Source organism: Moraxella nasibovis (assembly GCF_029581575.1).
Lineage (GTDB): Bacteria > Pseudomonadota > Gammaproteobacteria > Pseudomonadales > Moraxellaceae > Moraxella > Moraxella nasibovis.
The window spans coordinates 428,549-443,238 of the sequence record NZ_CP089975.1 but is presented as its reverse complement, the minus strand read 5'-3'; the positions used below and the strand labels follow the sequence as shown (position 1 = coordinate 443,238).

Annotated in this window: 14 protein-coding genes; all 14 read right to left on the bottom strand. The window is 43.6% G+C overall.

Features of this window, described 5'->3' with window-relative positions; genetic code table 11:
- Positions 1 to 52 precede the first annotated feature (52 nt).
- The gene (locus LU290_RS01980) at positions 53 to 280 is read right to left on the bottom strand and encodes a hypothetical protein (protein ID WP_277808898.1); all 228 of its coding nucleotides are present in this window, start codon (positions 278 to 280) and stop codon (positions 53 to 55) included.
- Complete coding sequence (locus LU290_RS01975; protein WP_277808897.1) at positions 267 to 572, bottom strand: BrnT family toxin; 306 nt, start codon at positions 570 to 572, stop codon at positions 267 to 269. The genes LU290_RS01980 and LU290_RS01975 overlap by 14 nt, the downstream gene beginning before the upstream one ends.
- A gap of 21 nt (positions 573 to 593) precedes the next feature.
- Complete coding sequence (gene murG / locus LU290_RS01970) at positions 594 to 1,679, bottom strand: undecaprenyldiphospho-muramoylpentapeptide beta-N-acetylglucosaminyltransferase (RefSeq protein ID WP_277808896.1); 1,086 nt, start codon at positions 1,677 to 1,679, stop codon at positions 594 to 596.
- A 121-nt stretch (positions 1,680 to 1,800) separates the two neighbouring features.
- Positions 1,801 to 2,595, bottom strand: coding sequence for a glycosyltransferase family 2 protein (locus tag LU290_RS01965; protein ID WP_277808895.1), 795 nt, complete (start codon positions 2,593 to 2,595; stop codon positions 1,801 to 1,803).
- Between the two features lie 270 nt (positions 2,596 to 2,865).
- Positions 2,866 to 4,953: a PhoX family protein gene (locus LU290_RS01960; protein ID WP_277808894.1), complete on the bottom strand. Its 2,088-nt coding sequence runs from the start codon at positions 4,951 to 4,953 to the stop codon at positions 2,866 to 2,868.
- 418 nt (positions 4,954 to 5,371) lie between these two features.
- Positions 5,372 to 6,325, bottom strand: coding sequence for a glutathione synthase (gene gshB / locus LU290_RS01955; protein ID WP_277808893.1), 954 nt, complete (start codon positions 6,323 to 6,325; stop codon positions 5,372 to 5,374).
- Between the two features lie 6 nt (positions 6,326 to 6,331).
- On the bottom strand, positions 6,332 to 6,979 hold the full coding sequence (pyrE, locus tag LU290_RS01950; RefSeq protein WP_277808892.1) for an orotate phosphoribosyltransferase: 648 nt from the start codon (positions 6,977 to 6,979) through the stop codon (positions 6,332 to 6,334).
- Positions 6,980 to 7,326: 347 nt separating this feature from the next.
- Positions 7,327 to 8,205, bottom strand: a complete 879-nt coding sequence (gene tsf, locus LU290_RS01945; RefSeq protein ID WP_277808891.1) for a translation elongation factor Ts — start codon at positions 8,203 to 8,205, stop codon at positions 7,327 to 7,329.
- An 84-nt stretch (positions 8,206 to 8,289) separates the two neighbouring features.
- Positions 8,290 to 9,105 carry a 30S ribosomal protein S2 gene (gene rpsB / locus LU290_RS01940; RefSeq protein ID WP_277808890.1) on the bottom strand — a complete coding sequence of 272 codons (816 nt, stop codon included), beginning with the start codon at positions 9,103 to 9,105 and terminating at the stop codon, positions 8,290 to 8,292.
- Between the two features lie 215 nt (positions 9,106 to 9,320).
- Positions 9,321 to 9,788 carry a pilin gene (locus tag LU290_RS01935; RefSeq protein WP_277808889.1) on the bottom strand — a complete coding sequence of 156 codons (468 nt, stop codon included), beginning with the start codon at positions 9,786 to 9,788 and terminating at the stop codon, positions 9,321 to 9,323.
- A gap of 86 nt (positions 9,789 to 9,874) precedes the next feature.
- Positions 9,875 to 11,107: an imidazolonepropionase gene (gene hutI / locus LU290_RS01930; protein WP_277808888.1), complete on the bottom strand. Its 1,233-nt coding sequence runs from the start codon at positions 11,105 to 11,107 to the stop codon at positions 9,875 to 9,877.
- Positions 11,097 to 12,035 carry an AbaSI family restriction endonuclease gene (locus tag LU290_RS01925; RefSeq protein WP_277808887.1) on the bottom strand — a complete coding sequence of 313 codons (939 nt, stop codon included), beginning with the start codon at positions 12,033 to 12,035 and terminating at the stop codon, positions 11,097 to 11,099. Before LU290_RS01925 ends, hutI begins: the two co-directional genes overlap by 11 nt.
- A 4-nt stretch (positions 12,036 to 12,039) precedes the next feature.
- The gene (hutG, locus tag LU290_RS01920) at positions 12,040 to 13,023 is read right to left on the bottom strand and encodes a formimidoylglutamase (protein WP_277808886.1); all 984 of its coding nucleotides are present in this window, start codon (positions 13,021 to 13,023) and stop codon (positions 12,040 to 12,042) included.
- Positions 13,024 to 13,086: 63 nt separating this feature from the next.
- Positions 13,087 to 14,649 (bottom strand): histidine ammonia-lyase, encoded by a 1,563-nt coding sequence (hutH, locus tag LU290_RS01915; protein ID WP_277808885.1) that lies wholly within the window; start codon positions 14,647 to 14,649, stop codon positions 13,087 to 13,089.
- Between the last annotated feature and the right edge of the window lie 41 nt (positions 14,650 to 14,690).

The following is a 14,690-nucleotide window of genomic DNA, read 5'->3' as shown; positions in this document are numbered from 1 at the left end:
TTTTACTCCATATCAAGTTTAAAAAAATGCGGCGTGCGATACACGCCTTACTTTAAACATTGACATATAACGCCTTAATCACCGCATTTAATCGCATTCTGTCTTGCGGCGTGTCGTGATTTAAAATAATTTCTCGCACTTCCGTATCAAAAAATGTCATAAATTTGTCGTAAGCCTTTTTTCTGGCTTGCATTTCTAAAATTTTTGGGTTTTTGGTGTGAGTCGCCCCGCTAAAATCAAAATCTTTATAGCGTTCGTATTCCAAATCAATATCTTGCATTTACATACTCCTTTTCTTGGTGTTTTGTTGGGAAAAATGCTGTAATCACACGAATCATATCATCTCTTTGCGTCCAAACCACGACCAACAATCTACCCTTTTCACTCATACCGATTGTTAGCATTCTTTGTTCATCATATTCGCCAAAGTCTTCTTTTTCAATATAATAATCATCAAAGAATACGCTTGCCGCTTCTTCTAATGTAATGCCACGCTGAGTATGAACCAATGCAAATTTATCATCATGCCATTCAAAAGTCATTCCGAATAATTTAAGAATTGGCATAAGCATCAAGCCCCTACAAGATAAATTTTAATTTTTCACACTTGCAAGCACAACATCCGCCACATTTTGGGCGACATTTTCTTTGGCGTAGGTTTTGGCTTTGACTGCCATTTGTTTGCACTCACTGCGAGTCAGTTCATCAAGTTTGGTCGCTAAAGTCGCACCCGAAAGCTCGCTTTGCGGCAGCAAAATGCCAGCGCCCTTTTCCGTCAAGCTCTTGGCATTGGCGGTCTGATGGTCATCAACAGCATGTGGCAGTGGAATAAAAATCGAAGCCACGCCCGCACTGGCAATCTCTGTCACCGTCAAAGCACCCGCTCGGCAGACGATCACATCCGCCCACGCATACGCCGCCGCCATGTCGTCGATGAAAGGCATGACTTCAAAGACATGACGAGTGGTATCAATATTGGCACGAGAGTACGCCACGAGCATGTCCTCATAATTGTCCTTGCCGCATTGATGGCGCAGGCTGATCGGGCGATTTAGATAGCCAAACATATCTACGACAGCTTTATTGATTGCAGCGGCACCCAGACTGCCACCCACGACCAGCACCTTTAATGGCGATGTGTCATCATCATCGTAGCGTGTCAGTGGCGATGGAATCTGAGCGATGCTTGCACGAACAGGGTTGCCCACCGTCATCAGGCGAGAGCCATAGCCATCGCCAAACGCCCCATCAAAGGCTTGCAAAATCTTATCAGCATGACGAGCCAGATTCTTATTACTCATGCCAACAATGGCGTTTTGTTCGTGAATAATGAGTGGCTTTTTGGCAAGTTTTGCCGCAAGTCCTCCTGGTGCGGTCACATAGCCACCAAAGCCCACCACCACATCAATGCGCTCATCGGCGATGATTTTTTTGGCGCTCATCACCGCTTTTAGCAACATGAACGGCAATTTCACCATGCGAGCCAAGCCCTTACCACGCAATCCCTGCATCTCAATGTGGTGCATGGCATACCCATGCTTGGCGACCAGCTCATTTTCCATGCCATTAGGCGTGCCCAGCCAATGCACTCTCGCCCCACGCTTGGTCAATTCATCTGCCACCGCCAACGCAGGGAACACATGACCGCCCGTACCAGCTGCCATCATCAAGACATTCATAAAAAATCCTTAAAATTCGTTCATTTTCATAAAATTTGTTTAACACGATATTTTGAAACAAAATTGGCATAATTACAAGGGAAATTTGCACGCCTTACAAAATTTCACCAAAAAGACAATATTAGGATAAAACCATCGGCTTTTTTCCACGCCCAGCATTTAAAATTCGTTGCAATTTTTGCACACGGTTGATGGCGTTTTGGGTGGATTGATTTGCCTTTAACAAGTCATCGTCAGCAATATCACGGCTACTTTCGCCAAAGAGCATGGCATCAAACAAATGGCGTGCGTGCATATTGTCATGACAATAATAATTCACGCCAACATCAAAACCATCATTATCAAACAGCGTGGCAACGGTCGCCGTATCAATGGTCGCAAGCCCAAGCGAGCCGTCTTCGCCACCAAATTTTTTAAAAATCTCATCGTCATCAAAACCACCCAACGCCAAAAAGTACGGACGATAAAACACCATATTACTGCCAGCCGTCATCTCAAAGGTACGCCACGCCTTAGCAAAATCGGCATGATGAGCGTATTTATCAGGCAGACCAATCGGCATCATCGGCAAGCGAATCACACCCACTTCAAAATGCTCAAATACCATCGCACACGCAGACAGCACTTGGGGCTGATACGCATCGTCTGCATCCAAAAACGCCACAAAGTCTGACTTGGCAAGCATCGCACCCCAATTACGAGCCGTCGCCACGCCTTTATTGGCAGGCAGTCTTTCGGCATGGATGGTATCAGGATACTGATGTTGCAAAGCACTCATCACTTGCCAAGTCTCATCGACAGAGCCATCATCAATCAGATAAATTTTGCCAAGATTATCCTGACACAGCACACTATCCACCGCACGAGTCAGCGTGTTTTGGCTGTTATAACAAGGAATGACGACATCAATATTCATAGCAAATGGTATGATAAAATTTAAAAAAATGTTGGCGTTGGGTTTTAGGTGATTTGTGGTAGCAAAGCGCCGAAAATGACTTTTAAGGCAAGCGCGCTTCTTCTTATCATTTTATCATAAAAAAGAGCGGAATATCTTCCGCCCTTAGCCTGCACAATCACAGAATCCAACGCCCATAGCGCCCAGATGCCCAACAAGCAAAAGCCTAGGCAGGCAAATTAACCGACAAATGCTGCCGCTTTGGATGTCATTTGGTGTGTTGCCATGTCATCACATCAACGATTCGCCCAAAATCACGCCGCCGTCTTTTTTCGTGATGACCACCGTGCCAGAACGGGGTGTTTGCCCGCCCGCTACCGCACCAAACCTACCCTCAGGGTGCTGGATGTTGATGAAAAGCGCTTTGCAGTCAGGTGTCATGGTAATGCCTGTAACTTCGCAACCTTGCGGACCAACAAAAAAGCGTCTTAGCGTATCAGGCGTGGCGACCGCCCCCATGTGCGTCTCCTTGCCCACGCTGGTGGTTAAGCTGCGCCCATCGCCGATTTTGTTAGGCAAGGCGGCAAGAAGCATACAGTTGGTTCGGCTGGTGTATGCGCCATCGTCTGTCTGAATCCACAATACGCCACGAGGATCAAAGAATAAGCCGTCTGGTGAGGATAGGTCGTTGTCTGCGGTGAGTTTAGATAAGTTTTGCTCAGCTTTGTCAAATGGCGAGGCGAACAAATAAATGTCCCAGCGGAAGCGACCGCCCGTCTGCCCATCCGTCTCAGCAAAGCGGATGATGTGTCCATGCTGATTACCCTTACCATCATAACTTCTAGGATTTGCCGCATTCACCTCTTCTTCTTTGCGTCTAGAATTATTGGTCAAAGTAACATACACCTCACGGGTGATGGGACTGACTGACACCCATTCAGGTCGATCCATCTTAGTTGCACCCACTTTATCGGCAGCCAGTCGGGCAAACACCGCAATCTCAGCATCGCTTGTAAAATCTGCCAATGCAGGATTTTCCTTGGAAAGCTCTCGCCACTCCCCTGTGCCATCCTCATGGAATACTGCCACATAAAGCGCGCCTTTGTCCAGATATTTATCGCCTGCTTTTAGGCCACCGCCGATGTCGATATTGGACCACTTGGCGTCAGAGACGAATTTATAAATGTATTCGCCGCGCGCATCATCACCCATATAAAATACCAACTGCTCGCCTTGCTTAGGCGGCACAAAGGCGCAGTTTTCATGAGCGAAGCGACCCAAACTCGTTCGCTTGACCGCCTGTGACTTAGGTGCAAAAGGATCAATCTCGGTAATGTAGCCAAAGGTATTAAAATTGTTGCGATGATCATCGGTAGCAAGCACAGATTCAGCTTTGGCAGTGGCATCCCACACCTCAAACTCATGAGCCTCGCCATCCGTTGGTGTGTGCCAAGCATAGGCGTCATCACCGATGGTATTTTCTTTAAGTCCATAGCGAGAGGCTCGTTTGTCGTTTTTATCGCCAATGACCGTCTTGTCCGCACCGCGCGCAAAGACATTCAAAAAGTTCTCTTCGGTGGTCAGATAAGTACCCCAAGGCGACAGACCTGCGCCGCACTGATTATTGATGCCGATACTTGTTAGACCCTGAGGGTCGATTTTGGTTTTAACGAACTCACTGCCTTTTGCCACGCCTGACAGTTTGGTTGGCGTACCGCTGGTATAACGCTTGTTAAATGGTGAATTTTTGACCATCTCATAGCCTGTTGGCGTGCGCTTAACCTCCACCACCGACACTCCATGCGCATGAATCTCACGGCGAACATCAGATGCCAGTCGTCTTTTTTGGTAGATTTTTTCTGCTAATGGGTCGTCTTTGGTGTAATTTTCAATGGGATTTAGGTTGGGGTTGGTGTATTCATGATTCATGGCAAGCAGACCGCGCTCAGAGTGCTTAGGGTCATAACCGTGATTATTTAGACCAAAAAACCACATGCCATCATGATTGTCGCCCATGCGGTATTTAAAAGATTCGCCAAGCACCATGCGATCATCCCTCCAATCCTCGACGCCATCGACAATCGGCGTACCCATCGGTAAAATCAGCTCAGCTCGATAACCCTCTGCCACCAGCATGTCATCGCCCGTGTAGTGTGGTACGGCGGAGAATTTGAGCGAAGTTGGACGCGCTAAATTTACCCCAACCTCTTCAGTACGAGCAAACGATGACAGCGGAAAACTACCAAAAAAAGCCGCCGCCGTCAAGCCTGCGCCACCCTTCAAAAAAGAGCGTCTCTTAACAAGCAGCGCATTAAACTCTGAATTATCGGTTGGGTTTGAATCTTCAATAACTTCTTCATGATGACCGTGTGATTGCATGGCGTCCTCCAAAATCTGGCAAAATACACAAATAAACTCGGTACGCATAGCATAAGAATTTTTTATGACAATTTGATGAATGCAACATGAAAGATTCACAAAAACACAAAAATACCCACGCCAATCACTCATGGCAAATCAAATCTCAGACCACCCAAAAGGCACACTCACAAATTTAAAAACCAACCTATGAGGCGCTCAGGATAACTCAAAACTTGACCCACACACCCCATGCAATGCTGGGTTTAACATCACGATTGTTCCAGTGATCATCCCGATCATGACTTAATAAGTCCACAAAAACAAAGCTTATCATAATAAATCGCTTAAAAAAACTGCTCACAAAATTCTTCATGAGCAGTCCATAACAATCAAAATTTACAAGACAATCAGACGAGTCAATTGCCAGTCAAGCAAATTATTGGTCAAGCAAGCTTTCAATAAACTCAATAAAATCCACCGCAATTTGCGTGCCGTATTGCTCATCAATTTCACGCACGCAAGTTGGGCTTGTTACATTGATTTCGGTAATGTAGCCACCAATCACATCAAGCCCCACAAAATATAAACCCTTTTTTAATAAAATCGGAGCGACTTCATTGGCAAGCTGTCTTTCTCGTTCGCTCAAAGGCATTGCCACACCTGTGCCGCCAGCCGCCAAATTGCCACGAGTTTCGCCCGTTGCTGGAATGCGAGCCAAACAGTAATCCACAGGCTTGCCACCGACAATCAAAATGCGTTTATCGCCGTCTTTAATTTGGGGGATAAATTTTTGAGCCATGATTGGCAAGGTCTCATTTTGGGTCAAAACCTCAAGCGTTGCCCCAATGTTTGGACTGTCCGCCGTTAAACGAAAAATCCCCATTCCGCCCATGCCGTCAAGCGGCTTGACAATCACATCGTCATGCGTTTTGATAAATTCACGGATATGTGATTGTTTTTGACTGACAACGGTTGGGGTCATTAAATGGGCAAATTGCGTGGCGAATAATTTTTCATTGCACTCTTTGACGCTCATTGGGTCATTCACCACCATGACGCCTGCTCGTTTGGCATAATCTAAAAGATATAGAGCATATAAAAACTTCATGTCAAAAGGTGGGTCTTTTCGCATTAAAATGACATCAAAATCAGTCGCTTTGACGGTATTTTTTTCGCCCAATTCATAAAATTTGTCAGGGTTTTTAAACACTGCTAAATTTTGACAATCAATCATCAGCTCGCCATTATTAAGCCACAAATCATTAATTTGACAATAGCTTAATGAATGATTTCTATCTTTAATCGCCCACGCCATCGCAAGGCTGGTGTCTTTTTTATAATTGATGCCAGCGATGTCGTCCATGACGATTAGAAAGTTAAGAGATTTCATTAAAATTTATACCCCATATTGCTCACGATACGCCTGCATTTTTGCCAAATGCTCCGTCTCGCCTTTTGCTTTCAAAAACTCAATAATATCATCAATGCTGACCAAGCCATGCACAGGCACACCAAAATCATCTTGAATCTGCTGCACTGCCGAACGCTCGTCCTGTCCTTTTTCTTTGCGATCAAGAGCGATGACGATGCCTGCAAGACTCGCCCCTGCATTTTGCAAAATCCCAACCACCTCACGCACCGCTGTGCCTGCGGTCATCACATCATCAATGACCCAAACCGATTTGCCTGCCAAGTCCGCACCGACCAAATTACCGCCTTCGCCGTGCGTTTTGGCTTCTTTGCGGTTATAACCCCAAGAGGCATCAATGCCATGAGCCTGCCACAAAGTCTGTGCCGTCGTCGCCACAAAAGGAATGCCTTTGTACGCCGCCCCAAAAATGGTCGGATTTGGCGTATTTGCGAGCACCCCTGCCAAAACTTCCGCATAGCCGTGCGACAGCATATCCAACGCCCGACCACTAGACAACAATCCTGCGTTAAAAAAATAAGGACTGATACGACCTGATTTTAGGGTAAATTCGCCAAACTTCAATACCTGATAGTCAAGCAACAACTGAATAAATTCGTTTTTATCAAATTTCATGATTCACTCCCAAGCAGATTCATACGATTGCACCCACCGAACCAATAAAATAATACAGCTTTTGTAGATTGGGGAGCTGAGCATAACCCAAAATTTTATTGAAAATCTTTGGATTTGTTGGGTTTGGCTTTACTCAACCTACGACATCACATAATGCTGTGATAATTTTACCATTCGGTAGCTATATAAAAACATCAAAATACTCTGATATTGTACTTCGTTTTTTAACTCATTACCTAACATTTTTTAAAAAAAATTTTGCATGGTGTTTGCAGCATTTTACACCAATAAGCCAGCAACAAAAAACGCACCAAAATTCGGTGCGTTTTTGATCATCTAAACAATGATTATGCCTTAGCAGCAGCTTGAGCAGCGGCAACTTCAGCAGCGAAGTCTTCTTGCTTTTTCTCAATGCCTTCGCCAACTTCTAGGCGTTTGAAACTTAGTACAGTTGCGTTTTCAGCTTTTAGTACATCACCAACTTTCTTCTCGTTGTCAATCACATAAGGCTGATTCACCAAAGTTACTTCGTTTAGGTATTTTTGAACACCACCAGTGATCATTTTTTCAATCACTGCTTCTGGCTTGCCAGATTCTTTGGCTTTAGCTTCAATGATGTCTTTTTCACGAGCTAGGATGTCAGCAGGTACTGAATCTTCATTTACTGCCAATGGGTTGAACGCTGCAACTTGCATGGCAACCGCTTTGCCAAGCTCATCAGAACCACCTTCCATTGATACCACAACACCGATACGGATGCCGTGACGGTATGCAGCCAAGTTAGCACCTTCGATGACTTCGGCGCGGCGGATTTGAATGTTTTCACCGATTTTTTGAACCAAAGCGATACGAGCTTCTTCTACGGTTTGACCGTCGCCATAAGGCAATGCAGAGATGGCTTCTACATCAGTGGTGTTGTTTGCCAAAGCAAGCTCAGCCGCTTTGTTTGCAAATGCGGTGAAGTTTTCGTCTTTAGCAACGAAGTCAGTTTGGCAGTTTACTTCTAGTAGCAATGCTTTGCCAGCAGTTTGAGCGATGATGATCGCACCGTCAGCAGCGATGTTGCCTGCTTTTTTAGCAGCTTTTGCTTGACCTGATTTACGCAGGTTGTCAATGGCAAGCTCGATGTCGCCACCAGCTTCTTCTAGTGCTTTTTTGCACTCCATCATGCCAAGACCAGTACGGTCACGAAGCTCTTTAACGGTTTTTGCAGATACTTGAGACATAATTACAGCCTTTTATTTTATCTTTGTAAAGCGACTCATCAGCTGCCCAACAAATGACAGCCAACGAGTCTGTGAGATTTTTGATTAGTAGTTATTAACCACTTGACCTGCTTGGTCGATTTTATCTTCTACTTCTGCCGTAGCGTTTTCACGGTTGGCAGCTTTGCTTTCTTCTAGCTCAGATTTGCCACCTTGAGTCTTGGCATACTCTTTACCAGCGATGATGGCGTCTGCCATTGCAGTTGCGTATAGGCTTACCGCGCGGATCGCATCGTCGTTTGCTGCGATGATATAGTCAACATTGTCAGGGTTAGAGTTTGTATCAACGATACCAATGACAGGAATGCCTAGGTTTTTCGCTTCTTTGATGGCGATCGCTTCGTGATCCACATCAATAACAAAAAGCGCATCTGGCAGACCGCCCATCTCCTTGATACCACCCAATGCACGCTCTAGCTTTTCCATGTCACGGGTACGCTCTAGGGCTTCACGCTTGGTTAGCTTAGCAAAAGTACCGTCTTCAGCTTGCTTTTCTAGCTCTTTTAGACGAGTGATAGACTGACGAATGGTTTTCCAGTTGGTCAAAGTACCGCCCAACCAACGGTGGTCGATGTATGGCATGCCAGCACGCTGCGCTTGCTCACGAATCACACCACTTGCAGCACGCTTAGTACCAACAAATAAGATTTTGTTGCGGTTTGCAGCTTGCTGGTTAGCAAAAGTCAATGCTTCGTTGAATTGCTTAACAGTGTGCTCTAGGTTGATGATGTGAATGCGGTTGCGGGCACCAAAGATATATTGGTTCATTTTTGGGTTCCAAAAACGAGTTTGGTGACCAAAGTGAGCACCTGCTTCTAGCAGATCACGCATTGAGATTTGAGTTGGGTTTTTGTCTGACATAAAAGTTCCTAAATTAAGTTTGGGTTACGCCTCCACAAAAGCAAAATACCGAATCCAAAGACACGCATCCATCATAATGATGAATTAATCAAGCCTTCAAACACCCCGTTATTTTTTGCTGACGCGACTTTTGTGTGTGTAGTGTTAATAAAAAAATACGCCTATAAAAAATAGACGCATTATTATATCAAATTATTATGGCTATAGCAATGATTTTATTGAGTTGTCATGGCGCCACACCCTTGGGTGCGCAAATCCTCATCAACATTCGTGGTACAAGTCCAAGTACCATTCTCATCACGGGTCCAAAGAATTCTATTACCATGTAAAGAGCGGGCCGAATCACCACCCAGTGTGGCTTCAATGGTTGAAGTATTACCCAAAGTAACCTCCAATCCCGACTGTCCAGTGGCAGGATTGTTTTCAGTAGCGGCAGGTGTCGTACCATTATCTTCTATCAGATTGCTCTTGGTCCAACCAAGCTGGCACTCTGCACCGCCATTGCCCTGCAACAAACAGATGTCAACCGCACTACGGATCTGGCTCGTCTCCATCGTCACACGGCTGACCTGAGCAACTGCGGTGCGATTTTGAAACTGAGGGATGGCAAACATCGCAAGCACGCCAATGATTACAATGACAATGAGCAACTCAATCAAGGTAAATCCTTTTTGACCAACCATAAAATCCTCGGGTATCTTGACAGAAAAATTTGGTAAAAATTATGACATCTTAGTGAAACCTTGTCAAGGGAGCAATCTTAAAAGAATCAGTTTATTTTCATCTCTCTTCCTTGCAACCAAAGTCCCGACAAACGATTTTGCCCAATCAGATAAGACAAATCGGCAGGTCGGTCAATGTCCCAAAGCACCAAATCCGCATCCATTCCAACTTTAATTTGCCCTTTAGAGTGTTCAAGCCCCAATGCCTTAGCGGAATTAACCGTAACGCCTGCCAAAGATTCTTCTGGCGTGAGTTTAAACAGCGTACACGCCATATTCATCGCCAAAAGTAGCGAAGTGGACGGCGAGGTCCCTGGGTTACAATCGGTAGAAACCGCCATTTTGACCTTATATTTTCGCATTAAGTCAATGGGCGGCACTTTGGTTTCTTTTAAAGTATAAAATGCCGTTGGCAATAAGACACCCACCACGCCTTTTTCACTCATTTTTTTAATATTTTCTTCGGACAAATATTCAATATGGTCAGCCGATAAACCATTAAACTCGGCCACAAGTCCCGCCCCATTCATATCGGAGAGTTGCTCTGCGTGCAGTTTGACAGGCAAGTTTAATTCTTTGGCGACACTAAATAATTTAGAAACCTGTTCACGATTAAAGGCAATGTTTTCACAAAAGGCGTCCACCGCATCAATTAAATTCTCAGCGTGTAATTGCCTTAACCATTCACAGGCTAATTCCACATAGTCGTCCGCCTTATCTTTATATTCAGGCGGTAGAGCGTGTAAAGCCAAATAAGTTTTTTGCACATTAACATTAAACTCTTCGCCCAATTTTTTAGCCACCATCAGCATTTTCTTTTCGGTTGTCAAATCAAGTCCATAGCCTGATTTTATTTCAATCGTACCCACGCCTTGATTGATAAAATCCTTTAAACGAATAGCACTCAATTCATAAAGCTCATCAAAACTTAATTCACGAGTGGCACGCACAGTAGATAAAATCCCACCGCCATTTTTGGCAATTTCGGTATAATCCACGCCATTAAGACGCATTTCAAATTCATTACTACGATTGCCACCATACACCAAATGGGTATGGCAATCCAATAAGGCAGGAGTCAGCCAGTGGTTTTTTAGTTCAATGACTTTATTGGCAGAGCATTCTCCCAAATTCTCTATTTGCCCAACAAAAGTAATTTTGCCGTCTTTTATGCCAACCGCACTATTGATAATCGTGCCATAGGGATTGTTATTGCCATAGCCAAATTCGGGGTTCATTGTGGCGATGTTGGCGTTGATGATTAGGGTGTCAAAGTTCATTGTTTTTCTCCAAATTATATTGTCCAGTAACAACATTTAAGGTGTTAGAAATTTTTTGCCAAACAACCGCATTATTTATTTTTTCGTATTTTTGATTGTTACGAAAAACACCTATAAAGCGATAAAAATCAAAGCCTAAAATATCTCTCTCACGATAAAATACCGCTCTTGTTTCTATTTTTTGAGAAAATAAATCAATATGAACTTTATTTTTCTCATCTTTACTGTGATACTCTATGATAATATCCTTTTCTCTACGATTTTGCCAAGCATCTTTTTTACCGCCGTCAGTAGGCCACCATATCACCAAATCAGTATTTACAGGGTGATGAATAGAGCCTTTTCTTAAAAACCCTCTTTTTGTTTTTTGAAAATCTGCATCAAACAATTCACAAATCTCTTCCACAGTACGAAACCAAACTTTATTGGTGCTACTAATCTCTTGTTTTTCTTGCCAATAACTTGGTTGACTAAATTTATCAAGTTGCCAAGCAACAAAAGTTCCGTTACGCTTCTGTGTGTCAATCATTTCTTTAATTTTTGATACAATATCATCAATTTGCTGATGAATATTTTCAATATCTTTTGTACAATCCACAACAAAAATATTTTTGCTATGGTTTTTAATATGTTGATTACGGACGGTATCAGCATTGATTTTTTCATCATATTGATAATGAAAAGGCTCATTGACTTCAATATGAATATCAATTTGTGGAAAATATATGTCAGTCAAAAAATGACAAGATTTTTTTTCATCAAGAACTGATTGCACATATTGCTGTGCTACCATCTCTATCTCAATATCATTTAGCGAGTGCCATATTCTTGAAACAGCATAATGCTCCAAACGTTTATGGCTAATTTTAGACAAGAGTGTAGCAATATAATCCAACCTAAGGTCTAATTGAAAATTATCGTTTTTCATTTTCTCATTCCTTTAATAAAACATTCTGCACCATTCCCGCCAATAGTCTAGCGGTAACTTTTGCTCCTCGTCCATCAATGTCATAATTTGGGTTAAATTCAGCAATGTCTATCACTTTTACTTTACCGCTTTTAATAATATGGGCAAGGGTATTTTCTACAAAATCTAGCGTTAAACCTTTGGCATTTACCGCACTGACCGCAGGCATAAATCCTGCTTGCAAACAATCCAAATCCAGCGTTAAATAAATGCAGTCCACCTTATTCATAAAGTCATCAATTTGATTTTGGATTTTATCAAAAGACAAATGACAACAATCACTTTCAGAAATAATGGTTACGCCCAAGTTTTCGGCTTTTTTAAAAAGAGAAGCGGTATTGCCAAAGTCACTGATACCAATGGTTAAATAATGAAAGGTTTCATTTTTTTCTTTTAAAAATTCAGCAATTTGACAAAAAGGCGTACCACTTGTCGCATATTTATCATTTCTTAAATCAAAATGAGCGTCAAGGTTAATAATGCCAATGTTTTTTTTATCAGATAAAGCATTATAGAGCCCCATAAACGAACCAAAAGCAATTTCGTGTCCACCACCAATTGCTATGGGTAAAGAATTATTTTGAATAATGGCGGTAATTTCTTTGGCATAATTGTCTTGGGTGGTTTCTAAAATACCTTCAATAATGGCATTATTATCATCACAAGTTACATTACCCTTATCGCCAATCAGCTTATCCAAATCTTGAAACGATTTTTGTAATTGCCAAGAAATCGGTAATTTACCAAAGGCGTTTTTAATCATATCGGGAGCATTTTTTGCCCCAATGCGTCCTTGATTGCGATTGACCCCTTGATCACAGGCAAAACCAATCAAACAAATGGGCTGATTGGCATAATGTTTAATGTGCTGATAATAATAATGTGCCAAGTCGTTTTCATAAGGTTCGGCACGCCCTTGATATAAATTTGAATTAAACGGAATTTTCATTATAATAAATCCAAAAAAAAAACACAAAAACCCAAACCATTTTTATTGATTTGGGTTTTGTCATTACTTATTCAAATACCATTCTTGACGAACGCTCTCCCAGCCTTTTGCTAATTCGCCTGACAATACCAAATTTTTAGCATTTTCAATATCAGGGGCAAAATAGCGGTCTTTGTCATAGTGGGCGACTTTTTCACGCAGTTTGGCGTGGATTTGCGATAGCGTGCTTGGCAATTGATACCCAAAATCCTCTGCCACAATGTCCACGCCCTGTGCCGCCGCCAGATACTCAATGCCCACGACAACGGCGGTATTTTCTGCCATTTCATAAAGTCGTCGCCCTGCATAAGTCGCCATTGACACATGGTCTTCTTGGTTTGCCGAAGTTGGAATGGAATCCACGCTGGCTGGGTGGGCGTGCGATTTGTTTTCGCTGGCAAGAGCGGCAGCCGTGACATGGGCAATCATAAAGCCCGAATTAACCCCTGCATTTCTGACCAAAAACGCTGGCAAGCCTGATAGACTTGCGTCAATAAGTAATGCCACACGGCGTTCACTCATTGAGCCAATCTCGCTAATGGCTAGGGCAAGTGTATCGGCAGCGAACGCCACAGGTTCGGCGTGGAAATTACCGCCAGAGACGGCAAAAGGCTCATCGCCATTTTTGAAAATCAACGGATTGTCGGTTACGGCATTGGCTTCAATTAGGAGTGTTTTGCCTGCTTGGTTAATCAAATCCAAAATCGCCCCCATCACCTGCGGTTGGCAACGCAGACAATACGGGTCTTGCACACGCAAAGGCGTGTTGCCGTGAATTTCACTTCTAAATCCGCTGTCCTTTAACAGCTCAAAATACGCCTTGCCAAGCGCCATTTGGCCGTGATGTCCACGCACTTCGTGAATGCGAGCGTCAAAGGGCGACAAATTGCCACGAGCCGCGTCCACGCTCAAAGCCCCCACCGCCACTGAGCTTTCAAGCAAATCTTGTGCCAAAAACAAGCCACGAATGGCAAGGGCAGTGCTTGCCTGCGTGCCGTTGATGAGTGCCAAGCCTTCTTTGGCGGCAAGCGTGATTGGGGACAATCCAGCACGCTCAAGGGCTTTTTTTGCCGAAATTTTTTCGCCTTTTACCAGCACATCGCCTTCGCCCAAAATCGCCAAAGTCATATGTGATAAGGGGGCTAAATCGCCACTTGCCCCCACCGAGCCTTTGGCAGGAATGGCAGGGATAATGTCGTTATTTATCAATGAGATAAGTGCATCTACCACTTCACGGCGAACACCCGACACGCCTTGCGATAGGCTAGAAATTTTCATTACAATAATAAGGCGGACAACATTGGCAGGTAAAAGCTCGCCTGTGCCAACCGAATGGCTTAGAATCAGATTTTTTTGCAAAAGTTCCAATTCATCGTCCGAAATGCGTTCTTTGGCAAGCAAACCAAAACCTGTGTTAATGCCATAGGCGGGCTTATCACGGGCGATGATGTCTTGCACGGCTTGGTGCGAGCGGTCAATCGCTTCATAAGCACTGTCGGCAAGCTTGATATTAACAGGCTCGTTGTAGATTTGGCGTAATTGTGCAAAGGTCAATTTACGTGGGGTCAGGGTTAGGGTGGGTTTCATTATAAATCCTTGATTTAACTATTAATTTTATGATTCACAAA